The following is a 22908-nucleotide window of genomic DNA, read 5'->3' as shown; positions in this document are numbered from 1 at the left end:
CACATGGTTATCGGGATTTGCTGCGCCTAAGCGCCGACCCTCGCGCCTAGGCCCCTTTGACGTACGTTGGCCGCACCGTCGATCGCAATTCGCACACGCTGCAGCATTCGTTCAAAGTCGCTGTCAGAACCAGTTGAAGGTGCACACGGACATCCCAAAACAACCATGTAGCAAGCTGGTTTCGTCGCTAATATGACCGTCCAGACGGCGGCCGCGAAACCGGCAAGGACAGAGGCCCAGCCGCGAACCCGAAATGTCCCTTTAGTGCTGCCGGATTCCTGCCCGACTGTGGATTATTTGAAGTGGTTGGGCGGACTCCGCAGGGCTAGGGCAACGATCTGATCGGTTGCCAGAGCTCGCACCGCCTCCGTTGGCATGAGCTCGAAGGGATCACGAAGCCGTTTGCAGGAAGCAGGTTCTGTGATGAAGCCCACACCACCCGCTAAGGCCACCGGTAGACGTAGGCGCCAAAACTCTATTCGGCGCTTGAGCGGGAGCGGGGCACCACTCTATGTAGCCTTCTTACGGCTAAAGCGTTGAGACTCTGGACGGAGCGATCGTCGAGGATCCGATGTTTTGCTGCGACAGATATGACCTAGACTGCAGCGCTGGCCGGTTTTCTCAGTCTGTCGGCGCGGACAGCGCGGGTCAACGGTAGGTTGGTCCGGCGGAAGGGAGTCGGCTCTGCACATCTTATTCGTTTGCACGGGAAACATCTGCCGGTCACCGATGGCGGAGCGACTCGCCCTTGTTCTGGGCTCTCAATTGCGGATAGGGGCACTCACCACGTCCAGCGCAGGGACTCGCGCCGTTATCGGAAGTCCCATCCACCCTGAGGCGGCTCGGATACTCGAGCACCTCGGCGGGACCGCATCAGATTTCGCTGCACGACAACTCACACCCCGAATTGTTGGCGACGCTGACCTCATAATCACCATGACGAGAGCTCATCGCGACGCGGTATTGGGACTCGCTCCACGCCAACTTCACAGAACTTTCACACTGAGCGAAGCAGCACTCCTGGTGTCGGAGCGGAATGCGCAAACTGTCGCCGACCTGGCGGCGCTACGGCCGCAGCTGCCGTCGGCTGCTGCAGCCGATATCCCGGACCCGATCGGTCAGGACTCCGAGTTCTTCGCAAGGGTCGGTACCCAAATCGCCGAGCTCCTCCCCCCGATACTCACACTCTGCAAGAGCGATTGATCAACGCGCAGCGCATAGGTAAGGGTCGCCCCCTTGATAAGACAAAGAAAAGTAGCCGACCGCTTCTCACGGTACTAGTCATCGTCAGCGTGCTTCTTACTGTTGCTTCTGTCTTCGCCCGCACTCAACCGATAGCGAATTTCCCAAGCCTGGTCCTGGCTGTCGGATCGCCCTACACGCCGTTGGCGGCTCTCGCAGGCTTGCTGGTGGCTGTTGCATGCCGGCGAATCGTGCTGACCGTGCTTGCCGCCGGCGTGGTTGGAGTCAGCATCGCAGTTCAGATCTCCTGGTACTACGTCGGCCAACCGCCTATCGCGGAGGCCTACCAGAACATTCGGGTGCTCTCCTCGAATCTCCGATACGGACAAGCGGATCCAGCCTTCATCGTCAACCTGACCAAGGACGATGCCGATGTCGTTACCGTGTCAGAGCTGACTCCCGAAGCGATTCAACGGCTAAAGCAGTCAGGAATCGACGCGGCGTTCCCGTACTCACACCTCATCCCGGCGCCTGGTGCCGGGGGCGCGGGGGTATGGAGTCGATATCCTCTCGACATCCTCGCGTCAACTAGAGACGAAGAAGAGGGTGTGAGCATTCCGGCGGCACGCCTGCTAATACCGGGTCTGCGCTTCGATCCCGTCCTCGCCAGTGTTCACGTCTACTCGCCCGTTGCCGGAAGAAGTAATACGATCGACGGCTGGCGCAGCGGAATGGCCAGCGCCAAAACGGAATTGGACAGTTTCGCCCGTATCGCCCGAGGCGGCGCCGTCATCATCGGCGGCGACTACAACAGCACCCCGGACATGCGCCAGTTCCGCGACTTACTCACCAACGGCTACCGCGACGCGGTCGAACAGAGCGGATCAGGGTTCGCGCCGACGTTCCCCTCCAACCGGAAAATCCCGCCGCTCATCACCATCGACCACGTTCTCACCCGCAACGCAGCTGCCGAATCCGTGCGCACCATCGCGGTTCCTGGCTCCGACCACCGCGCCCTGCTTGCCACAATCAGGGTGCCCATCGACCCCACCGCGTCGTAGAAACGACAAATGGCCGCCTACCGAAGTAGACGGCCACCGGTCGAAAAGCGTTACGCCTCTTCGGTGAAGTTCCGGGTGACGGCCGGGTCGACCGGGATGCCCGGGCCCGTGGTCGTCGAGACGGTGATCTTCTTCAGGTAGCGGCCCTTGGACGACGAGGGCTTGGCACGCAAGATCTCGTCGAGCGCGGCGCCGTAGTTCTCGACCAGCTTCTTCTCGTCGAACGACGCCTTGCCGATCACGAAGTGCAGGTTGGCCTGCTTGTCGACGCGGAAGTTGATCTTGCCGCCCTTGATGTCGGTGACGGCCTTGGCCACATCCGGGGTGACGGTGCCGGTCTTGGGGTTCGGCATCAGACCGCGCGGGCCCAGCACGCGGGCGATGCGACCGACCTTGGCCATCTGATCGGGGGTGGCGATCGCGGCGTCGAAGTCCAGCATGCCGCCCTGGATCAGCTCGATCAGATCGTCACTGCCGACGATGTCCGCACCGGCTTCCTTGGCCTGTTCGGCCTTCTCCCCCACCGCAAACACCGCGACGCGCGCGGTCTTACCCGTGCCGTTGGGCAGGTTGACCGTGCCGCGGACCATCTGGTCGGCCTTGCGCGGGTCGACGCCGAGCCGGATCGCCACCTCGACGGTCGCGTCCTGCTTCTTCGACGACGTCTCCTTGGCCAGCTTCGCGGCCTCCAGCGGCGAGTACAGCTTCGTCTTGTCGACCTTCTCCGCGGCTTCGCGGTAGGCCTTGCTCGTCTTGCTCATTTCGTTCTCCTAATTGATGAGGTCGTGGTCTCTGCGGGCCGATGCCAGCCCTGCCACGTGCTCGACGCCGCCCAATGCGGCGCCGAACGAATTATTCGACAGTGATACCCATCGACCGGGCAGTGCCGGCGATGATCTTGGCAGCCTGGTCGATGTCGTTGGCGTTGAGATCTTCCTTCTTCGTCTCGGCGATCTCACGCACCTGATCCCAGGTCACCTTGGCGACCTTGGTCTTGTGCGGCTCCGCCGAACCCTTCTGCACGCCGGCAGCCTTCAGCAGCAACCGGGCGGCCGGCGGGGTCTTCAGCGCGAAGGTGAAGCTGCGGTCCTCGTAGACGGTGATTTCCACGGGGATGACGTTGCCGCGCTGGTTTTCCGTCGCGGCGTTGTACGCCTTGCAGAACTCCATGATGTTGACGCCATGCTGGCCGAGCGCAGGGCCGACCGGCGGGGCGGGGTTGGCCTGCCCGGCCTGGATCTGCAGCTTGATCAGCCCGGCGACCTTTTTCTTCGGGGCCATTCGGGGTTGTTTCCTTTCTAGCGATCGCAGAACGCGATCAGATCTTGGCGACCTGGTTGAAGGTCAGTTCGACGGGTGTCTCGCGGCCGAAGATGGACACCAGCACCTTGAGCTTCTGCTGCTCGGCGTTGACCTCGCTGATCGAGGCCGGCAGCGTCGCGAACGGACCGTCCATGACGGTGACCGACTCGCCCACCTCGAAGTCCACCAGGATCTCCGGGCGTTCCAGGGTGGCCTCGGACGAGGCAGCGGACGCCGACGAGGCAGCCGCCTTGCCGGGCTTCTTGGCCGCACCCTGCGGCAGCAGGAACTTCACCACGTCGTTGAGTGACAGCGCCGTCGGCCGTGACGTCGCGCCGACGAAGCCGGTGACACCCGGGGTATTGCGCACCGCGGCCCACGAGTCGTCGGTCAGTTCCATGCGCACCAGGATGTAGCCGGGCAGCACCTTGCGGTTGACCTGCTTGCGCTGGCCGTTCTTGATCTCGGTGACTTCTTCGGTGGGCACCTCGACCTGGAAGATGTAGTCGCCGACGTCGAGGTTCTGCACGCGGGTCTCGAGGTTGGCTTTCACCTTGTTCTCGTAGCCGGCGTAGGAGTGGATGACATACCAGTCGCCCGGCTTGCTGCGCAGCTCAGCCTTGAGCGCGGCGGCCGGATCGAGCTCCTCCTCGGCAGCAGCCTCGCCGGCGGCGTCCGTCGCCTCAGCGTCAGGCGCCGCCTCGATCTCAGGTGCGGCAGTGTCCTCGTCGATCACGTCGACGAGGGCCTCACCCGTGGGCGTGTCGCCTTCGGGGGTTGTCACGGTAGTCAGTCCTCTCTAAAAACGTCAGCGTTCGCTAGCCGAGCGTCCACAGCACTAGCTTGGCCAGGCCGAGGTCGACCCCGCCGATCAGCGCGACCATGAAGGCCAGGAACAGCAGCACCACGCTGGTGTAGCTGACCATCTGTTTGCGGTTGGGCCAGATCACCTTGCGCAGTTCGGCAACGACCTGCTTGAGGTAGTTCCAGACGAACAGGATGGGGTTGCGCGACGGCCCGGACTTGGCCTTCTTCTTCTTGGCCTTGGTCTTCTTGCCGGGCTTGTCCTCGACGCCGAGTTCTTCGGCGGTCGATTCGACTTCCTCCGGCTCGGCCAGCGCAGTGGCTCCGGCGCGCCGGGACCGCTTGCCGGTGGGACGCGCGGGGCGGGTCACGACGACGGTCTGACCGCCGTTGGCGTCCTCGTTGCCAGCCAAAGAACCGTCGCCTGCGCCTGCGGCGTCAGCACTTTCGCGCTCGTCGCTCACCGCATGCTCCTTTGTGTCGAGTACGTGTGGGCTGGAGTACCCAGCCCGGTGTGCACCCTCCAGTGTCCACCATGTTCATTCCAGCTTTATTCAGTTGGAGCAGGGGCGACAGGACTTGAACCTGCAACCTGCGGTTTTGGAGACCGCTGCTCTGCCAGTTGAGCTACGCCCCTCTGTACTACACCGGTTTCCCCCCACATGATTCGCGCGCTCCCCGTCCGGTCAAACCCCAACCGACGGACAGCGCGCTTATCTGGGAAAACCCCGAGGTCCGAGTGTACAACGGCACACCAAGCAGGTGTTAATCAGTCGTCAGTCGTGGGTGACCGGCTTGCGCAGGACCTGTCCGGTCTCCGGGTCCCAGCCTGCCGAGATCGAGTTGTCGCCCTCGTGTCCCATCAGCGTGGTGAACGATTCCATGATCATCTCGCCGTGCTGGTCGATGAGGACGTTGCGGGTGGTGACGATATCGGCGCCGAACCGCTCCTCGACGGACTCGATGTACATCGTGCCGCGCACGGCGTCACCCTCGACGATCGGCCGGTAGAACTTGAACTTCTGATCCACCTGGACGATCTGCAGTGTCTCCAAGCCGACGTCGACGTGCTGGAAGAAGTGGTTCTGGATCATCACCGCGAGGATCGACATGAAGGTCGGCGGCGCGACCAAGCCGGCGTGGCCGAGCTCAGCGGCGGCCTTGTCGTCGATCGAGGCCGGATCGGTCGATTTCACCGACTTGGCGTACTGCCGGATTTGTTCACGGCCGACCACGAAGGTGTCGGGGTACTCCCAGACCATTCCGCGGATATCAGTCTTGAGGGCCATGGTTACGCCAGCTTCGCAATCGCGACGGCGCGGCCGAAGATCTTCTTCCCGCCTGTGGTGGCGACCAGCGCGATCGTGATGGTCTTGGTCTCGGGGTCAGCCGACTTCACCTTGCCGGTGAAGAGGATCTCGGCACCGACACCATCGTTGGGCACCGGCACGATCGCGGTGAAGCGCACGTTGAACTCGGTTACCGCGCCCGGGTCCCCAAGCCAGTTGGTGACGTAACCGCCGCCGAGGCCCATCGTGAGCATCCCGTGCGCGATCGCGGTATCCAGACCGACCTGCTTGGCGATCTCGTCGTCCCAGTGGATCGGGTTCAGGTCGCCGGACACGCCGGCGTAGTTGACCAGATCGGCGCGGGTCAGGGTGATCACCCGTTCCGGCAGTTCCTCACCCACTTTGACCGAGCTGAACTCACGCAGTGCCATCGTTGAAGCCACTCTCTCCGTCTTCCTCACTCCGCCCGGCGAGCGTCGTGTAGGTCTCCTGTACTACTTCGTCGTCCTCGTTACTGACCACGTTCTTGGTGACAATGATGTCGGTGCCGTGCGCCTGACGAATGTCGTGGACGTAGACGTCACAGTAGAGCTTGTCGCCGGCCTTGATCGGCTTGAGGAACTTCAGAACCTGGTCGACCTGCACGATTTGCTTGTCGGTGATCCCTATGTCGGCGTGCTCGAAGAAGGCGAGCTGCGCGGCGTAGCCCAGCATCGACGTGAACGTCAGCGGCGCCAAAACGCCGTCATAGCCGAGGTCTGCGGCGGCCTCGTCGGAGAAGAACGCCGGATCGGAATTCTGGATGGCTCTGGCGTGCTCGCGGATCTTTTCCCGCTCGACCAAGTAGTAATCGGGATAGCGAAAATGCCGCCCGACCAATTCTTGGGACAAAGCCACGGAGCAGGACCTATCTAGTCAACCTCGGCACTGATCACTGGCCGTCGTATAGACGGCCAGCCGAAATCAGCGCGACTCTTTGTGCGGCTGGTGGTGGCCGCAGTTCGGGCAGAACTTCTTCAGCTCGAGCCGGTCGGGGTCGTTACGACGGTTCTTCTTGGTGATGTAGTTGCGGTGCTTGCACACCTCGCAGGCCAAGGTGATCTTCGGCCGTACGTCGGTACTGGAGGCCACGTTCGTTGCCTTCTTTCACGTTCTCGTTTGCGTCTACCTGTAGCGGTGGGGAGGCTCGATCTCCCGACCTCACGATTATGAGTCGTGCGCTCTAACCAGCTGAGCTACACCGCCCCGATGGGCACTTGCGGAGCTCCGCGGCGCCCAGAGGTCAGCCACGAGATCCGAGTGTCCACCGAGCCCCCTAACGGAATCGAACCGTTGACCTTTTCCTTACCATGGAAACGCTCTGCCGACTGAGCTAAGGGGGCCTGACCCGCGAGCGACGAACAGCCGTGGGCCTTAAAGAGGGTACAGCCTGCGGATGGGCTCAGCCAAACCGCTCGATGGGGCGCCCGATCAGCCCCCCAGGCCGGGCTGAGCACGGCCGGCGGAGACGCTTACTGTGAAGCCATGGCATCGACGGACCGTCTGTATTTTCGCCAGCTGCTCTCCGGCCGGGATTTTGCCGCCGGCGACATGATGGCGCAGCAGATGCGCAACTTCGCCTACCTGATCGGTGACCGCGAAACCGGCGACGCCGTCGTGGTCGATCCGGCCTACGCCGCCGGCGACCTGGTCGACACGCTCGAGGCCGACGGTATGCACTTGTCCGGCGTGCTGGTCACCCACCACCACCCCGACCACGTCGGCGGCTCGATGATGGGCTTCACCCTGGCAGGCCTCGCCGAGCTACTCGAACGGGCTGAGGTCCCGGTGCATGTCAACACCCACGAAGCGGATTGGGTCTCGCGTGTCACCGGCATCCCGATGAGCAGCCTGACCGCGCACGAGCATGGGGACAAGGTCTCCGTCGGCGCCATCGACATCGAGCTGCTGCACACCCCGGGCCACACGCCGGGCAGCCAGTGCTTCCTGCTCGACGGTCGCCTGGTTGCCGGCGACACGCTGTTCCTGGACGGTTGCGGACGTACCGACTTCCCCGGCGGCGACGTCGACGAGATGTTCCGCAGTCTCCAGCAGCTGGCCGCACTTTCCGGCGATCCGACGGTGTTCCCCGGGCACTGGTACTCGATCGAGCCCAGCGCCGCGCTGTCCGAGGTCAAGCGGTCCAATTACGTCTACAAGGCGTCGAGCCTGGACCAGTGGCGCACACTGATGGGTGCCTGACACTTCCAATCCCGTTGGCAATAGCCATAATTAGCTATGGCCGACACCCTGTATGCCGACGTCTCGGAGTGGCAGGTCGGCGTCAACGACACGTATCCGTATCCGGTGTTGTGCATCCGCTCCAATGACGGCACCTACCGCGACCGCCGCTGGGTGAACAACTACGGCTGGTGCCTGAGCAATGTCGACAGCGGGCGCCTGACCTTCTTCATCGTCTACTTCGTGTGGCGGCCAAACTGGCGCGAGACCGTGGAGACGTTCAAATCCCAAGTGCGAGCGCCACATCCGAAGATGGCGGTGATGCTCGACGTCGAGTCGTGGGGCGGCCAGATCTCCGGTGACCAGTCCGCCGGGATCAATGCGGCCTACCGGGAGGTGAGCACCTACCTCGGCTCAACCGCCAAGGTGATCGGCTACGGCAATGTCGGAGACCTGAATCGGTTGTGGCCCACCAAACCGGACGGAATCCGGATGGTCGTCGCGTCGTATGGCTCGAATCCGCCCTACCCGGGCAAAGTCGCCCACCAGTACACCGACGGGCAGGGCTACGGCGGCGGACTACCGGAAGGGGCGCCGCCGTTCGGCCGCTGCGACATGAACTCGGCGGACGGCCTGACCGCACAGCAGTTCGCGCAGGCCTGCGGCATTTCTCCGGTACTGCCGGTCGCGCTGGCTGCGCGCCGGCGCCGGGCATCGATGGCCGCGAGCCCGTTAGCGATGCAGCGCCGATTGGCCCAGCGCGACAATAACTTTCGATCTCGTCAATACTGAAGACACCCATTTGCCGTGATATAAGCATGGGGTGGAAAACGCGAGTTATCTCGCGGATCTGTGGGGAGATGTCACCGGAGTCGGGGCCGGCACGTGGTTGGCGGTCGCAGCCTGGGCAGCAGTGCTGCTGGGGCTGGCGGCGTTGATCTACGCGCATCGGCAGATTCGTCGACAACAGAGAGTCAACGCCAAACAGTCGCGCCCGCACGTCGCGATGTTCATGGAGCCGCACTCCGCGGATTGGCACGTCATCGAACTGGTCGTCCGCAACTACGGCAGCACGGCCGCCTACGACGTGGGCTTCGCCTTTCCAAAACCACCCACGGTGGCTCGGTACGAGCACACCGAGGACGGGTTCACCGACATCGTGGAACTGACTCTGCCCCAAAGCATTCCCGAGCTCGCACCCGCGCAGGAGTGGCGCACGGTGTGGGATTCGGCGCTTGACCGCAGCCAGTTCGGCGAGTCCATCGACTCCCGGTTCGACGGGGTGGTCTCCTACCACGACCAACCCGAGCCGCAGGGCTGGTGGGCCAGGACCTTCGAGCGCAAGCGCACGGTGTACCGCACCAAGGTGGCGCTGGACTGGGACACCCTGCAACCGGTGCACCGCGTCGAGATGATGACCGGACACGATCTGGCCCGGCGCGAGCGCGAGAAGCTCGAACTGTTGCGCAACATGCTCGACTACTTCCATTTCGCTACCAAAGAGACGCGCGTCGATGTCCTGCGCGAGGAGATCGCCCGGATGAAGCGGGCCGCCGAGGAGACTCAGAGCCGGTGGCGGCGTGAGCGGTTCGAGCAGCCCACCGAAGTCGTGCGGCTACCCCGACACGGATAACGCGGAGTTGCCTCTTGGCAATCGGAACTTCGTTACGTAACGTCGATACGAAATTAGACGCTGCGACGAAGGAGCATCCATGAGCGGGTCGGTCAGTTATCGCAAAGACGACACGGTCGCGGTCATCTCGTTGGATGACGGCAAGGTCAACGTGCTGAGTCCGGCCATGCTGAAGGAGATCAACGACGCCCTGGACCGTGCCGAGGGCGACAACGCCGGCGCCGTGGTGATCGCAGGCAATGACCGCGTCTTCAGCGGCGGCTTCGACCTGAAGGTGTTCCGATCCGGCGACATCGACGCCTCTGTCGAGATGCTGCAAGGCGGGTTCAACCTGTCCCACCGGCTGCTGTCGTTCCCCAAGCCCGTCGTGGCCGCTATCACCGGTCACGCGATCGCGATGGGATCGTTCCTGGCGTGCAGCGTCGACCATCGAATTGCTGGTCCCACCTACAACTTTCAGGCCAACGAGGTGGCGATCGGGATGGTGCTGCCCTACCCCGCCCTGGAGATCATGCGGCTGCGGCTGACGCCGTCGGCGTATCAGCAGGCGGTCGGTCTGGCCAAGAACTTCCTGGGCGAGACCGCACTGGCCGGCGGCTGGATCGACGAGATCGCGATGAATGACCAGGTTTTGGCGCGCGCCGAGGAAGCCGCTCACGAGTTCACCGCGCTGAACGCCAGTGCGCACCTGGCCAGCAAGCTGCGCGCCCGCCAGGCCACCCTGGATGCGATGCGCGAAGGTATCGACAACATCCGTTCCGAGTTCGGAATGTAGTAGTTCGTGCCCAGGGTCAAGCAGCGAACTCCCGAGCTGCGCGACCGCGTGGTCGACGTCGCGGTGAGCACGCTGTGCGAGGACGGGATGTCGGGCTTCACCACCCGCCGCGTCGCCGAACGCGCGGGCACCTCCGTGCCCGCGGTCTACGAGTTGTTCTCCGACAAGGACGGACTGCTGCGGGCAGTGTTCTTCGAGGGCTTCCGCCGTCTGGGCGGCGAGCTGGTCGCGATACCCGAGACGGCTGACGAACTGGGTGACCTCCGGGCGGTGATTCCGGTGTTTCGCAGGTTCTGCCTCGACTACCCGCCACTGGCACGGGTGATGTTCAGCAGACCGTTCCAGGAGCTCGACCCCGACCCCGACCAGCTGGCGTCCGCGCCGACGGTGCGGGAGATTCTCGTCGGAAAGGTGCAGCGGTGCGTCGACGCCGGCCTGCTGGCGGGCGACCCGGTCGACATCTCCCACGTGTTGCTGGCTTTGGCCCAGGGATTGGCGGTCCAGGAGGCCGGGCGCTGGCTGGGGACGTCAGCGTCCTCGGTCGATCGGCGTTGGGACGTCGGCGTGCAGGCGGTGCTCGCGGGCTTTCACGTCTGACGGCGCCAGGCCCGGCCTAGGACTTCTTGCTGGGGATCACGATGATCACGATGAGCGTCAGGATGGAGAAGAACAGCCCGAGAATGCCCCAGCCGAACGGGTTTCGCCCCTTGACACCGGCGATGACGGCGCAGATGACCGCGGCGATGATGCTGCCGATCGCGACGAAGATGCCTTTGATGCCGCGGAGGATGAATCCCGCCGCTTCGATGTTCTCGCTGGCCGCCAGCACGACGCTGTGCAACATTCGGGCTCCTTGGTGGGTGGTGCCGGTGTTTTCCCGTTCCGAGGCCGAACCAACCGCCCCGTCAGCGCACGGTTGCTGTCAACCACCTGTCAATGCGGTCGGCCACGGATTCCCAGCCGTGCTCGAGCATCATGTTGTGGCCCATGCCGGGGAACATCACCGGCTCGGTGCGGTAAGCCCGCGCGGTTGCAGCCACTTCCTTGGGCGTGAAGAACCCGTCGAGCTCGGCGCCGAGCACCAGCACCGGAGCACTGACGTGCTTGGGTCGGGCGAGGCGCCGGTAGAGCAGATCGCGATACAGCACCCGGGCACTTTCCGCGCTCAGCCGCGACGTGCAGGCGGTGACGATCTCCTCTGGGGTGGCCGAGTGGTAGAAGGTTGCCCGTGAAACACCCTGCGCTGCAAAGAAATCCAAGGGCCTACTGAAGGAACGGGTGCGCACCGACTGGCGTCGATGCCGCCACGCCACCCGCACCGTCGCGGGCGCGATACCCGTCGGCGGGGCCGATGCGACCAGCACCGCGGCGGGCGCCTCGTGCACCGCCAAGTATTTCTGAACCACGAAGCCGCCCATCGAGTGACCGATGACCACCGGCGGCACCGGGAGGCGGTCGGCGACGGTCTTCACATCCTCGACGTAGTCGAGGACGCCACAGGAGTTGATCGGCACCGACGACGGGCTGGCTCCGTGGCCGCGCAGGTTCAGCGCAAGAGCGTGATAGCCGCGATCGGCGAAGTAGTCGAGAAAGTGGTCGTCCCAGCACCAGGCGCCGTGGAAGGCGCCGTGTACGAACAGCAGCGGTGTGGGGTGGGTGGGGGTGGCCGCACCCTTGTCGATCACCTCGAGCACAGCCGCACCCTATCGACGCAGGCCGCGGTTTGGCAGACGAATGCCGCGGTAATAGATATCCGGTGATCTGGCTCTTGCAGCTGCCCGCACCGCTGGTCGGATTCGTGGTGGTCATCATCACCGTCGGGCTGGCCGTGCTGGGTCTGGTGCTCAGCCGACGCATCCTTCCGCAGCGGCGGTTGGCCCGGTCGGGCTCGGTGGCCGGTCATGTGTTCGATCTGGCCGGGGTGCTCTACGCCGTGCTGGTGGCCTTCGTCGTCGTGGTGGTGTGGGAACAGTTGAATCAGGCCGAACGGGGCACCGAGGCCGAGGCGTCCGCAATCTCGGACCTGCTGCGCGATTCCACCGGCCTGCCGGTCGCCGACCGCGCCGAAATTCAGCAGAGCCTGATCGACTACACCAACGACGTCGTCGACGACGAATTTCCCCGCATGCGCCGCGGAGAGACCATCGAGCAGCAATCCGAGCACCTGACCGCGGTGTGGAACAGCTTCCTGCACATCGAACCGGCCAAGCAGAGCGAGATCGCGTTCTACCAGGAATCGATCACCCGACTCGACGAATTGGGCAGCGCCCGCAAAACGCGAATCTCCGGCAGCCAGTCGGAGATTCCCGGCGAGTTGTGGGTGCTGCTGCTGGGCGGCGGCATGGTGATGTTGTTGTTCACCTACACCTTTCCCTCCTCCGACGTCGTAATCCACGGCGCGTTGATCGCGTTGGCCGGCTCCCTGCTGGCATTCGTGCTGTATCTGACGTTTGCCATGGAGCATCCGTTCGTGGGTTCCATCGCGGTGCAGCCGACGGCCTACGAGAACGTCCTGGACACCTGGGCACAGCTGGCGCCGAAGTAGTCCCTTCGGCGCCGCAGGCAGGTACCGTGCGGCGGGTGGGACGCGTCGACGGCAAGGTTGCCTTGATCACTGGTGCCGCTCGCGGGATGGGCGCCGCCCATGCCCGGCTTCTGGCCGCCGAGGGCGCCAAGGTGATCCTCGGCGATGTCCTCGATGAGGAGGGAGCCGCGGTGGCCGCCGCGCTCGGCGACGACGCTCGCTACATCCATCTCGACGTCTCTGATCCCGACGACTGGGCCGCGGCCGTCACGCTGGCCCTAAGCGAGTTCGGCATACTCAACGTTCTGGTGAACAATGCCGGCATCGTCTACCGGCGTACCCTGAAGAACCTGGAACGTGAACGCTGGCAACGGGTTATCGACGTCAACCTCACCGGCACCATGCTCGGCATCAAGGCGGTGATCGAGCCGATGACTGATGCGGGCGGTGGCTCCATCATCAACATGTCGTCCATCCAGGCCATGCGCGGCACCCCGGGCAATCACGGTTACGTCGCATCCAAATGGGCAATCCGGGGGCTGACCAAATCTGCCGCACTCGAGTTGGCGGGCAACAACATTCGAGTCAACTCTCTGCACCCCGGCATGATCCGCACCCCGATGACCGCACACATGCCCGACGATCTGGTCGCTGCCCCGATGGGTCGCCTCGGTGAGCCGGACGAGGTGTCGTCATTCGTGTTGTTCCTGGCCAGCGACGAGTCGTCGTATGCGACCGGCTCCGAGTTCGTGATGGACGGCGGTCTGATCAGCGACGTGCCGCACCGGATCCCGTAGTCGATTAGCTTGCGCCACAAACACATCGGTGGGGACCATGCGGTCCCCACCGATTTTGTGTCAAGCCTCTCCGGTCAGAATCCCGGGTGGTGCTGATCGAGCTGGTTGTGTGCCGACAGATCGGCGCTCGCCTGACTGTGCGACGCCGCGCTGTCGTGGCTCGTGTCGTACAGCGAGTGACTCGAGTAGTCGGTGCCCGCGTGAGTCGACTGGTCGTACGTCGAGTGATCGGGCACCGGAGTCAACGCTGCGTGGCTCGACGCGTCGAGGGCCGAATGCTGATCGACCGTCGCCGAAGTATGGCTGGTGTCAACCGAACTCGACGTGCCGCCGTTCGCGCTGCCCTGCGTTGTGGTGATCACCGAGCCGCCGTTGGATCCGGCTGCGACCTGGCCGCCGCCGGTGGCCGAACCACCGGTGTGAATGACGCTGCCCTGCGACGGGGTGGTCGCCGAGCTGTGGGTGCCCGTCGACGCCGTTGCGCCGGCACCGGTGTTGACCGAGCCGTGGCCGCCGAGGGCCGCGGTGTCGTGACCCAGGATGTCGGCCTGACCGCCAAAGGCGTTCTGGAACGACGTGTTTCCGCCCGCCGAGACGTGGTCGGCCGCTGCCGAACCGCTCGTCGAGCCGGCCGCCTGAACCGAATTGTGCAGATTCAGGCTCGACGCCTCGTGGTTGAGGAAGTTTGCGCTTCCCCCGCCGGAGGCAGTAGCTCCGCCGGCGATGCTCGACCCACCGCTGATTCCGGTCTGGGCACCAGCGTGCGCGGCCGACGTCTCTGACGCCGCCACGTGGGTCTGGCCGCCGACGATGCCACCGAGGTTGGTCTGCCCACCGAACCCTGCAGCGACGTTGGTCTGGCCGCCGAGGGCCGCACCGTCGTTGTGCAGGAAGCTCGCTGCCGCAGTGTTGCTCGCCGCCACCTGCGCGCCGGCGGTCGCGCCACCCAGCGGACTGGTGAAGGCGGCAGCAGTGGTGCTGCTCGCCGCGGCATTGCCGGCCGCGGTCACGCCGGCGCCACCGAGTCCGATAGCACCGCCACCGGCCGCAGCCGTCTGGCTGCCGATGCTGGCGCCGCCGAGCGGGCTGCTGAAGCCGACGTTGGACGTGCTGCCGAAGTTCGCATTCTCTTGAGCGCTCAGACCCGTTCCGACATTGGCAGAGCCGCCGGCGCCGCCACTGGCGGTGGTGTTGGTGCTACCACTGAGCGTGGCGCGCCGGTCGGCGTCGACTTCGTTGGCGTCGATCACCCGAGCGCGGTCATTGATCTGTGCACCGCCGGCGAGCTGGCTGCCGCCACCGGCGGCGAAGTTGCTGCCCGCGTTGACGCCGCCGCCGAACTGTCCACCGAGGTGACCACCAAAACCGGTCTGTCCCTGGACATTAGCGCCGCCACCGAGGCCGGCTGCGGCCCCTGCGCCTGCAGCCGCGGCGCCGCCGAGTTCCGCGCCGCCCTGGAAACCGCCACCAAGCTCAGCACCACCGTTGAAGCCAGTGTTCACACCAATGCCACTGTGCCCACCCAACTCGGCTCCGCTCTGGAAACCGCCGCCGAGTTCCGCGCCGCTCTCGAAGCCAGCACCGGCACCAACACCGCCGCCAAAGCCCGAACCCAAGCCGACACCCGAGTGACCACCAACCTCAGTGCCACCCTCAAAGCCGCCACCAAGCCCGGCATTGAAACCACCACCAAGCTCAGCACCACCCTCGAAGCCAGCACCGGCACCAACACCGCCGCCAAAGCCCGAACCCAAGCCGACGCCCGAGTGACCACCGAGCTCAGTGCCACCCTCAAAGCCGCCGCCTAGGCCGGCATTGAAACCGCCACCAAGCTCAGCACCACCCTCGAAGCCAGCACCGGCACCAACACCGCCGCCAAAGCCCGAACCCAAGCCGACACCGGTGTGACCACCAACCTCAGTGCCACCCTCAAAGCCGCCGCCAAGGCCGGCATTGAAACCACCACCAAGCTCAGCACCACCCTCAAAGCCAGCACCGGCACCAACACCGCCGCCAAAGCCCGTACCCAGGCCGACGCCCGAGTGACCACCAACCTCAGTGCCACCCTCAAAGCCACCACCAAGCCCGGCATTGAAACCACCGCCAAGCTCAGCACCACCCTCAAAGCCACCACCGGCGCCAAAGCCGGTCCCGAAACCGCTGCCCAGACCAACCCCAGTCTGGCCACCGATTTCGGAGCCGCCGCCAACCGCGGCACCAAGGCCGGCGTTGAAGCCCGCCTCGACCTCAACGTTCAGCCCGGCTTGGAACCCGGCGCCGATTCCGGCACCCAATCCGGTCTGCAGACCGCCGCCGGTATTGAATCCGCCGCCAAGGCCGGTACCCAGGCCGAGGCCGGTCTCCACTCCACCACCGACTGCTCCACCGAGGCCGAGGCCGGTCTCGACACCTCCGCCGAGCGCGGCACCGAGGCCCGCCCCGAGGCTCTCGCCCAGGCCGACACCGAGTCCGTCACCGACCGCGGCGGCCAGATTCGAGCCACCGTCGACTCCAAGATTCAGTGCCTGGTCGGCGACAACGCCGGCCGCTGCCCCGGGGGCCGAAAGGAGTCCTTCGACCGGCGCGAAGCCGTACTGGTTGGAAAGAGCCTGAGCCAGGCCGGACACCGGGTCCGCGCCGACGAGCTGGAGGCCGGGGACTGCGGACGCGGCGACCGACTGAATCTGCTCGGGGCTGACGTTGGCCAGCCCCGCGTTCGCCAGCGCCGCATTCGGGTCGGCTACATACGACTGCGCTGCAGACTCGTTGTTGAACAGGTCAAGGATGAATTGAAGCAGGGAGTCCATTGGACGTTCCTTCCTAGTCTTCTTGGAAAGCTCGATCGCCGGCCCCGCCCGGTGATTACTAGCCACGGTATGGAGATGACGCGCACCCCGAAATGGGGCGCGGTCCCCTACCCGATACGGGTTGTACCGGGATATCCCAGCAACCCCGGTTAGGGGGTTAGGGGATTGCTAGGGTGTCCGCCGCGACTTCGCAGAACACTGTCAGTCGGATCGGTATAAATACTGTTCAAGGCACCAATCATGAGCAAGGGCGGACTGTGAACTGATTCACAACCGTTACCCGCTTATTGACATCCAGGTAATTTTCAGCAAAGTGGCATCGCGCAAATCTGCACGTGAATCGGTATTTGGATGGCGCACCGAGGTTCCGCACCCGGACCGCCCGAGTGCCCCGATATCCGTCTGGCTACGCAGTGTGGCGGTACGTACGGCCGGGGTGCTCCGCCAGCCAACGACGCTCTACCCGCACCACCCGGTGATGCTCGGCCATGATCAGCAGCGCCCCGACAATCAGCAGCCCCGCGGCAATCGAGCCCAGCATCAAGAGCAGCTCATGATGGTTATAGGCCAGCGCAGCGATGACGCCGACCAGACCCAGCACGCCGAGCGCGATGAGGAACAGGCCGGGCAGCCAGAGCGTGTCGATGAAAGATTCGCCGGCGTGCGGCTGTGTCGTGCGGGAGTGATCCACCGGATCCCGATATGCGCCCTTCATCTCGTCTCCCTTCTCGAGAGGCCTCCCAGAATACGCTTGATGTGACCGGCGACACACCTGAGCTAGTCCTGATAAAAACCTGATATTTACCTAAGGGTCAGATACCCTCGTCCGTAGTCGATCTCTCGGGGGGAATCGCGTGTGTGGACTGCTTGACGTGGTTGGACCTGGCTCCCGTATTACCGCGGCCGCCGTCGCAGTGATCGTCGCCATCGGGTTGCTGGCCGCGCCGAACACGCTCGCCCAGCCACATGACCCAACGCGCCACGAATTCTCGGTCGACCTGCAATCCGCCTTCGTTGACCTGACCGTCCCCGCACCGCCAACTGCCGCAAAGACCCTCTCGCCTGAAGCGACATCCAATGGCATCAAGGCGATCGCACTGGCGACCCTCTGGTACCTGGCCTTCCCAGTCACCGTGCCGGTCAGCTTCTTGCTCGCGGGATGGCTGGGTGTCTACGCATTGGGAGGCGACGCCCGGAACCCGAAAGTCGCCGACCCATGGCTCGTGAAAGCGGCGCTCGACATATTCGTATACGCCCCGTTGAACTTCATCCGGTACGCCGCCACAGGCCCTGTCTCACAGCGAAATACCGCAGCAACCGCCGCCACGAGAAGGCACTCCACCGAGTTCCGCGCACATGGCCCGGGACGCAACGTCGCCCACGGTCTCGCGAACTCGCGGAGACCAGTGCACCCCCAAGCCGCCCGATCAGGCCGGACCATGATGAAGGAACGATCACATGACTAAATCGATTACCAACAGCGCCAATATATTTCGGCTCGCCGCAGCTGGCATGACGACGGTGGTTGCGGTCAGCCTGGTGTCCGCGCCGATCGCACAAGACGTTGCAGCCCCGCGGCACCCTCACGCGATACAGCTGTCCACGATCGCCGTTGATCTGACCGCTGTGGCACACCCCACTGCAACCACCGCAACATCCGACCGTAGTGCCGCGGCGATTCCGCAACTGAACTTTGCACCGCCCACTCCGCAGCAGGTGGTGGCGACCATCGGCGTGATCGCTGTCGCGTCGGCTTGGTATGCAACGTTCCCGGTCACTTTGCCGCTGAGCGTCGGCATCGGAGTATTGTTGAACGTGTTGGTCAAAGGCGTCAGCATGCAGCCGATCACACTCGACCCCGTTTTCATTCTCCAATCGAGCCTGGCGAGTTTCGTACTGGCCCCTTATTTTCTGGCATCTCCGCTGATTGCGTTGACTGCGACGCCAAAATCGACGTCCACTTCGGTGAAGTCGAATTCCACTCCCGCGTCTCGAACCGTGCTCACCAACCGTCCCGCCAAGAACGGCTTGGCAGAATCAGGACGCACGAGAGCGAGTTCGTCTACCGCCCAGAAAGAATCGCCGCATCGAACGGCGCAGCGCACGTCTAAGACCACGGACAAGAAGCAGACAGGAACCGCAGGATCCGGGCGCGCGACGAGCAAGAGAACTCACTGAGAGAAATCACTGCTGGCGCCGCAGGCGCAATCATCACCGCCGGCGTGGCCAAAGTCGGCCAGCCAAGCGAGGTTTCGCTACGGCTTCGGCGTCAGCGCACTGCCCTTCAACCACTCGCCCCACGGCAGCGACCAGTCACCGTTCTGCCAGATCTCCAGCTTCGGACCGCCGGTGTTCTTGACCTCCACCACGTCACCGGGCTGCGAGAAATTGAAGAACCACGAGGCGTTCGAACCGTTGAGATTCAGGCAGCCGTGCGACACGTTGGTATTGCCCTGCGCCCACGTCGTGTCGTTCAGCTGATGCAGATAGATGCCGTCGGTGCTGATCCGGGTGGCGTACGGGATCTTCACCTTGTAGCCCATCGATGAGGCCACCGGCAGCCCGTAGGTCGACGAGTCCATCGTCACCGACTCGGCTTTGTCGATCACGGTGTACACCCCGGGTGGCGTCCAGAACGAAAACGTCCGTCCCGCAATGGTTTGGTAGCCGCCCTGCCCCATCGACGTGGGCATCGACCGAACCAGTTTGCCGTTGTCGAACACGCTGACCGTCTTGGTGGTGTCGTCGGCGATCGAGACGTGTGCGTCGCCGATGGTGAAGGTGGCCTTCTCGTTTTCCTCGCCGTACATCCCGTCGCCAACGCGCACCCCGAAGATGTTGGCGGCCACCGACACGGTCGTACCCGGCGCGTAGTACTTGGCCGGGCGCCAGTGGGCGGTCCTGTCGTCGACCCAGTACCAGGATCCCTGCACCGGCGGGTTGGTGGTCACCACGAGGTTGCGTTCCGCGGCCGCCTTGTCGGAGATGTCCTCATCGAAGCGGGCGGCGATGATCGTGCCGATGCCGTAGCGGATGTCGTCGTGGATCGGCAGCCCGCCCGGCGTCTCGAGGTACACGTGGGTGAGGTAGTCGGGTGAGGCGGTGGAGAACTTGGTCGTCCGCGTCAACGGCACGCCGCTGGCACCTTGGCTGGCGACCTGCATCGTGTAGGTGCGCCCGTACTTGAGCGGCTGGGCAGGCTGCCACGACGTCCCGTCCGGCGACAGGGCGCCGGTCAGAGTGTTTCCGTAGTCGTCGACCAGCGACACGTTGGTCAGGCTGCCGCCGACCACCTGCGCGGAGACCCGGCTCAGCGGGCTCAGCTCGGTCGAGCCGTTCGCCGGTGAGATGCCGAGCATCGGTGGCTTCGGGGGCGCGGGCGGCAACTGCACCTGCGCGGTCGCCGTGGCGGTCTTGCACACACCCTGGCATCCCGGCAGCCCGGCGACGTCGCTCACCAAAACCGCGAGAAGCAACACTCCCACCACCAGCCCAGCCGTGCGTGCGGGACGGGAAAAGACCACCGAAAATCACTCCAGAACAGGTCGACGATGGGTTGCCGGCGTCACCTTTGACGCCTGAGATCATAGACGTCCGCAAGCCCGGATCGTCACCTGAAGAACGCCGACTCGGTGACCACCTGCAGCAAATATCCATTCATTAGCGAAATTTAATTTCCCCCGATACCAACTCAGTGCAGTGCACTGCCTTTGAGCCACTCGTTCCACGGCACTGTCCAGTCGCCGTTCTGCGTCAGTTGCAGTGGTGGCCCACCGGTGTTCTTCACCTCCACCACGTCACCGGGCACGGAGAAGTCGTAGAACCAGGCGGCGTTTTCCCCGCTGAGGTTCAGGCAGCCGTGCGAGGTGTCGGTATTGCCCTGCGCCCACACGGTCGCGTTCAGCTGATGCAGGTAGATGCCGTCCGGGCTGATGCGCGTGGCGTACGGGATTGTTTCGCGATAGCCCAGCCGCGAGTTGATGGGCAGCCCATAGGTGGACGAGTCCATGATCACCGGGTTGGCCTTGTCCATCACGGTGTAGACACCGGGCGGGGTCCAGAACGACAGGGTCTGCCCGCCGACCGTCTCGGTGCCGCCGCGGCCCATCGAGGTCGGCATGGTGCGCACCAGCTTGCCGTTGTCGAACACGCTGACCTGCTTGGTCGTGTCGTCGGCGACGGAGACGTGCGAATCACCGATGGTGAACGTCGCGGAGGAATCCTGTTCGCCGTACAGGCCGTCCCCGAGCGGAACCCCGTAAATGTTGGCTTTCACTGTCACCGAAGTGCCTGGGGCGTAATACTTTTCGGGACGCCAATGGGCGGTTTGGTCATCCATCCAATACCAGGATCCGTGCACCGGCGGGTTGGTGGTGACCGACAGGTGCTGCTCGGCGGCGGCCCGGTTGGTGATGGGCTCACCGAAGTGCGCGACGACGACGGTGCCGATCCCCAGCCGGGCACCGTCGATCGGCTGCCAGCCCGCCGCGGTGAACGACACCTGGGTCTGATCGCTGGGCACCAACGTCTGGAACGTCGACGACATCGTGGACGGCACACCTCCGGGGCCACGGGCCTCGACGGTCAGGGTGTAGGAGCGCCCGTAGCCCAGTGGCACGGTCGGCTTCCAGGTCTTGAAGTCCGGAGTGACGACACCCGGGATCGACTTGTCGGCGTCGTTGACCATCGTGACGTGGGTCAGCATGCCGGTGTTCGCGACGACCGTGATCCCGCCGAGCGGATCGACGTCGGTCGCACCGTCTGCGGGCGTGAGCGTGACCGCGGCCGGGTCCTTCGACGGCGCCGGCCGTGGAGTGAGGGCGGCGGCCTCAGTGCGGCAGTGCTCGGGGCAGTGCGGGGCGGAGGTGACCACGACACCACCGAGCACGGCCAGCACCGCCAGAACCACGCCGAGGCTGGCCCCACGGGCACGACGACTCACGGTCAACTTGTTTGCTCCATGCGAAATCCACGAGGTTGGCCACTGTTGGCGGGATACCCGGATCGACCGGGCCCCTGAAGCATAGACGCACCGGGAGGCCTGCACGTTCGGGCAAAGGCGCGTGCCGCGTCACAACATGGACAAGACTCGAGCACATGACCGAACCTGGCGCTGCACGCGTTGCGGTGTACCTCGACTTCGACAACATCGTCATCTCCCGCTACGACCAGGTCAACGGCCGCAACTCTTTTCAACGCGACAAGGCCAAGGGGCTGGAAGCCGCCAAGTTGGCCCGCGCGCGTGTTGACGTGGGGTCGATCCTCGATTTCGCGTCGTCGTTCGGGACGGTGGTATTGACGCGCGCGTATGCCGATTGGTCCGCCGAGGTCAACGCCGAATACCAGCAGCAGCTGGTTGGGCGGGCGGTCGACCTGGTCCAGTTGTTTCCCGCCGCGGCGTACGGAAAGAACGGCGCAGACATTCGGCTGGCCGTCGACGCCGTCGAGGACATGTTCCGGCTGCCCGACCTCACGCACGTGGTGATCGTGGCCGGCGATTCCGACTACATCCCACTCGCGCAGCGCTGCAAACGGCTGGGCCGCTACGTGGTCGGCATCGGTGTGGCCGGCTCGTCCAGCCGGGCGCTCGCGGCGGCCTGCGACGACTTCGTCATCTACGACTCGCTGCCCGGTGTCCCGGAGGTCGAGCCGACGGCAACCGAGGAATCACCGAAGCGGACCAGGCGCGCGAAGTCGGCCGACAAGGATTCGCCCGATCCGCAGACCGCCGCGACCGCGCTGTTGCAGCGGGCGCTGCAGATCGGCTTGGGCAAGGACGACGCCGACTGGTTGCACAACTCGGCGGTCAAGGCCCAGATGAAGCGGATGGATCCGTCGTTTTCGGAGAAGTCGTTGGGGTTCAAGTCGTTCAGCGACTTCCTGCGATCCCGCACCGACGTCGTGGAGCTCGACGAAAGCTCCACCACCCGGATGGTCAAGCTGCGTTAGCGGCGGGGCCGGCGTGCCAGAAGCCACGCCTGGCCGCCGCCCTCCCCCGCGGCCAGCGACTGCAATCCGGCGAATGCGTCCCGGAGTTCACCGGCGCGGGCGCGGAACGGACCCGGCTCGGCGCCGACCTCGCTGAGGACACTGATCGCCAGCAGGCCGCCTGCCGCGAGGCGGTCGCCGATCGCGGAGTACAAGGCGGGGTCGCGGAACCGATGACAGACGATCACCGCGGCCGGCGGCCCCGGCGGAAGTCCGTCGTCGAGATCGGCGACGGAGAACGTGCAGCGCTCGCTGACACCGCGGCGAGCTGCCAATTCCCGCGCTTGATCGATCGCGACGGCCGAGACGTCCACGCCCCGAACCGTCAGGCCGCGCTCAGCCAGCCAGACGGACGCCTCCCCGAATCCGCAGGCCAACTCCAGCGCGTGACCCGCAGTCGGAAGTTCGTCGGCGTACGGCGCGAAGACGTCGGGCAGACGTGGCGCCCCAGCTTCGCGGCCCGCATATTTGCCGTCCCAGCGGACACCGTCGGCCTCGGCCACGCCGACCAACCTAGTCGGCGAAA

General features: G+C 64.7%; 28 protein-coding genes, 3 tRNA genes and 1 pseudogene. 13 read left to right on the top strand and 19 right to left on the bottom strand.

Annotated elements, in window-relative coordinates; genetic code table 11:
• The first annotated feature begins 600 nt into the window (after nt 1–600).
• A complete protein-coding gene (locus BST42_RS09730; protein WP_435406018.1) occupies nt 601–1203 on the top strand; it encodes an arsenate reductase/protein-tyrosine-phosphatase family protein in 603 nt (200 codons plus the stop codon).
• Nucleotides 1200–2243 (top strand): endonuclease/exonuclease/phosphatase family protein, encoded by a 1044-nt coding sequence (locus tag BST42_RS09725; protein WP_237159331.1) that lies wholly within the window; start codon nt 1200–1202, stop codon nt 2241–2243. The genes BST42_RS09730 and BST42_RS09725 overlap by 4 nt, the downstream gene beginning before the upstream one ends.
• 50 nt (nt 2244–2293) lie before the next feature.
• Here the strand turns inward: BST42_RS09725 and rplA are convergent, their stop codons facing one another.
• The 11 genes from rplA to BST42_RS09670 all read right to left on the bottom strand — a co-directional run bounded on the left by rplA (nt 2294) and on the right by BST42_RS09670 (nt 7020).
• Nucleotides 2294–3004, bottom strand: coding sequence for a 50S ribosomal protein L1 (gene rplA / locus BST42_RS09720; protein WP_083118342.1), 711 nt, complete (start codon nt 3002–3004; stop codon nt 2294–2296).
• 91 nt (nt 3005–3095) lie between these two features.
• Nucleotides 3096–3524, bottom strand: coding sequence for a 50S ribosomal protein L11 (rplK, locus tag BST42_RS09715; RefSeq protein ID WP_036343413.1), 429 nt, complete (start codon nt 3522–3524; stop codon nt 3096–3098).
• Nucleotides 3525–3561: 37 nt separating this feature from the next.
• On the bottom strand, nt 3562–4329 hold the full coding sequence (gene nusG / locus BST42_RS09710; protein ID WP_083118341.1) for a transcription termination/antitermination protein NusG: 768 nt from the start codon (nt 4327–4329) through the stop codon (nt 3562–3564).
• Nucleotides 4330–4363: 34 nt separating this feature from the next.
• Nucleotides 4364–4813, bottom strand: coding sequence for a preprotein translocase subunit SecE (gene secE / locus BST42_RS09705; protein WP_083118340.1), 450 nt, complete (start codon nt 4811–4813; stop codon nt 4364–4366).
• 100 nt (nt 4814–4913) lie between these two features.
• Nucleotides 4914–4986, bottom strand: a tRNA-Trp gene (locus tag BST42_RS09700).
• A 139-nt stretch (nt 4987–5125) separates the two neighbouring features.
• Nucleotides 5126–5638, bottom strand: a complete 513-nt coding sequence (hadC, locus tag BST42_RS09695) for a (3R)-hydroxyacyl-ACP dehydratase subunit HadC (protein ID WP_083118339.1) — start codon at nt 5636–5638, stop codon at nt 5126–5128.
• A gap of 2 nt (nt 5639–5640) precedes the next feature.
• Nucleotides 5641–6069 carry a (3R)-hydroxyacyl-ACP dehydratase subunit HadB gene (gene hadB / locus BST42_RS09690; protein ID WP_083118338.1) on the bottom strand — a complete coding sequence of 143 codons (429 nt, stop codon included), beginning with the start codon at nt 6067–6069 and terminating at the stop codon, nt 5641–5643.
• Entirely contained in the window at nt 6056–6535 is a 480-nt protein-coding gene (gene hadA / locus BST42_RS09685; protein ID WP_083118337.1) for a (3R)-hydroxyacyl-ACP dehydratase subunit HadA, read from the bottom strand. Before hadA ends, hadB begins: the two co-directional genes overlap by 14 nt.
• Nucleotides 6536–6601: 66 nt before the next feature.
• Nucleotides 6602–6769, bottom strand: coding sequence for a 50S ribosomal protein L33 (gene rpmG / locus BST42_RS09680; RefSeq protein WP_083118336.1), 168 nt, complete (start codon nt 6767–6769; stop codon nt 6602–6604).
• 40 nt (nt 6770–6809) lie between these two features.
• Nucleotides 6810–6883: transfer RNA gene (locus BST42_RS09675), tRNA-Met, on the bottom strand.
• A 64-nt stretch (nt 6884–6947) separates the two neighbouring features.
• Nucleotides 6948–7020: transfer RNA gene (locus BST42_RS09670), tRNA-Thr, on the bottom strand.
• Between the two features lie 142 nt (nt 7021–7162).
• On the opposite strand from BST42_RS09670, the gene BST42_RS09665 reads away from it, so the two are divergent.
• The 5 genes from BST42_RS09665 (at nt 7163) to BST42_RS09645 (ending at nt 10863) form a co-directional block, all read left to right on the top strand.
• The gene (locus tag BST42_RS09665) at nt 7163–7879 is read left to right on the top strand and encodes an MBL fold metallo-hydrolase (protein ID WP_083118335.1); all 717 of its coding nucleotides are present in this window, start codon (nt 7163–7165) and stop codon (nt 7877–7879) included.
• A gap of 36 nt (nt 7880–7915) precedes the next feature.
• Complete coding sequence (locus BST42_RS09660) at nt 7916–8650, top strand: glycoside hydrolase family 25 domain-containing protein (RefSeq protein ID WP_083118334.1); 735 nt, start codon at nt 7916–7918, stop codon at nt 8648–8650.
• A gap of 31 nt (nt 8651–8681) precedes the next feature.
• Nucleotides 8682–9491: a DUF8453 domain-containing protein gene (locus tag BST42_RS09655; RefSeq protein WP_083118333.1), complete on the top strand. Its 810-nt coding sequence runs from the start codon at nt 8682–8684 to the stop codon at nt 9489–9491.
• Nucleotides 9492–9570: 79 nt separating this feature from the next.
• Complete coding sequence (locus BST42_RS09650; protein ID WP_083118332.1) at nt 9571–10266, top strand: crotonase/enoyl-CoA hydratase family protein; 696 nt, start codon at nt 9571–9573, stop codon at nt 10264–10266.
• 6 nt (nt 10267–10272) lie between these two features.
• Nucleotides 10273–10863, top strand: a complete 591-nt coding sequence (locus tag BST42_RS09645) for a TetR/AcrR family transcriptional regulator (protein ID WP_083118331.1) — start codon at nt 10273–10275, stop codon at nt 10861–10863.
• A 16-nt stretch (nt 10864–10879) separates the two neighbouring features.
• Here BST42_RS09645 and BST42_RS09640 read toward each other — a convergent pair whose 3' ends face one another.
• Nucleotides 10880–11110, bottom strand: a complete 231-nt coding sequence (locus tag BST42_RS09640) for a deoxyribodipyrimidine photolyase (RefSeq protein WP_083118330.1) — start codon at nt 11108–11110, stop codon at nt 10880–10882.
• A 61-nt stretch (nt 11111–11171) separates the two neighbouring features.
• On the bottom strand, nt 11172–11960 hold the full coding sequence (locus BST42_RS09635; protein WP_083118329.1) for an alpha/beta hydrolase: 789 nt from the start codon (nt 11958–11960) through the stop codon (nt 11172–11174).
• A 62-nt stretch (nt 11961–12022) separates the two neighbouring features.
• On the opposite strand from BST42_RS09635, the gene BST42_RS09630 reads away from it, so the two are divergent.
• Together BST42_RS09630 and BST42_RS09625 are read left to right on the top strand one after the other, a co-directional pair.
• Nucleotides 12023–12811: a bestrophin-like domain gene (locus BST42_RS09630; protein WP_083118328.1), complete on the top strand. Its 789-nt coding sequence runs from the start codon at nt 12023–12025 to the stop codon at nt 12809–12811.
• 35 nt (nt 12812–12846) lie between these two features.
• A complete protein-coding gene (locus BST42_RS09625) occupies nt 12847–13587 on the top strand; it encodes a glucose 1-dehydrogenase (protein ID WP_083118327.1) in 741 nt (246 codons plus the stop codon).
• Between the two features lie 74 nt (nt 13588–13661).
• On the opposite strand, the gene BST42_RS30070 is transcribed toward BST42_RS09625, so the two are convergent.
• Complete coding sequence (locus tag BST42_RS30070) at nt 13662–15089, bottom strand: serine-rich family protein (protein ID WP_083118326.1); 1428 nt, start codon at nt 15087–15089, stop codon at nt 13662–13664.
• Between the two features lie 12 nt (nt 15090–15101).
• Between BST42_RS30070 and BST42_RS30065 the strand changes: the two genes are divergently transcribed.
• On the top strand, nt 15102–15395 hold the full coding sequence (locus BST42_RS30065) for a hypothetical protein (RefSeq protein ID WP_110918531.1): 294 nt from the start codon (nt 15102–15104) through the stop codon (nt 15393–15395).
• 831 nt (nt 15396–16226) lie between these two features.
• On the opposite strand, the pseudogene BST42_RS30510 reads toward BST42_RS30065, so the two are convergent.
• Nucleotides 16227–16394: pseudogene (locus BST42_RS30510) on the bottom strand (IniB N-terminal domain-containing protein); the annotation flags it as partial.
• A gap of 406 nt (nt 16395–16800) precedes the next feature.
• On the bottom strand, nt 16801–17109 hold the full coding sequence (gene usfY / locus BST42_RS09605) for a protein UsfY (RefSeq protein WP_083118324.1): 309 nt from the start codon (nt 17107–17109) through the stop codon (nt 16801–16803).
• 199 nt (nt 17110–17308) lie between these two features.
• On the opposite strand from usfY, the gene BST42_RS09600 reads away from it, so the two are divergent.
• Both BST42_RS09600 and BST42_RS09595 read left to right on the top strand, forming a co-directional pair.
• A complete protein-coding gene (locus BST42_RS09600; protein ID WP_083118323.1) occupies nt 17309–17860 on the top strand; it encodes a hypothetical protein in 552 nt (183 codons plus the stop codon).
• The gene (locus BST42_RS09595) at nt 17853–18572 is read left to right on the top strand and encodes a hypothetical protein (RefSeq protein ID WP_133057439.1); all 720 of its coding nucleotides are present in this window, start codon (nt 17853–17855) and stop codon (nt 18570–18572) included. Before BST42_RS09600 ends, BST42_RS09595 begins: the two co-directional genes overlap by 8 nt.
• A 77-nt stretch (nt 18573–18649) precedes the next feature.
• Here BST42_RS09595 and BST42_RS09590 read toward each other — a convergent pair whose 3' ends face one another.
• The gene (locus BST42_RS09590) at nt 18650–19918 is read right to left on the bottom strand and encodes a L,D-transpeptidase (protein ID WP_083118321.1); all 1269 of its coding nucleotides are present in this window, start codon (nt 19916–19918) and stop codon (nt 18650–18652) included.
• A 167-nt stretch (nt 19919–20085) separates the two neighbouring features.
• A complete protein-coding gene (locus tag BST42_RS09585) occupies nt 20086–21336 on the bottom strand; it encodes a L,D-transpeptidase (protein WP_435406017.1) in 1251 nt (416 codons plus the stop codon).
• Between the two features lie 155 nt (nt 21337–21491).
• Between BST42_RS09585 and BST42_RS09580 the strand changes: the two genes are divergently transcribed.
• On the top strand, nt 21492–22343 hold the full coding sequence (locus tag BST42_RS09580) for an NYN domain-containing protein (protein WP_083118319.1): 852 nt from the start codon (nt 21492–21494) through the stop codon (nt 22341–22343).
• Here BST42_RS09580 and BST42_RS09575 read toward each other — a convergent pair.
• Nucleotides 22340–22885, bottom strand: a complete 546-nt coding sequence (locus BST42_RS09575) for an SAM-dependent methyltransferase (protein WP_083118318.1) — start codon at nt 22883–22885, stop codon at nt 22340–22342. The genes BST42_RS09580 and BST42_RS09575 overlap by 4 nt on opposite strands.
• Between the last annotated feature and the right edge of the window lie 23 nt (nt 22886–22908).

This window comes from Mycolicibacterium rhodesiae (assembly GCF_002086695.1).
Classification (GTDB): Bacteria; Actinomycetota; Actinomycetes; order Mycobacteriales; family Mycobacteriaceae; genus Mycobacterium; species Mycobacterium rhodesiae.
This window is presented reverse-complemented; position numbering and strand designations above follow the sequence as displayed.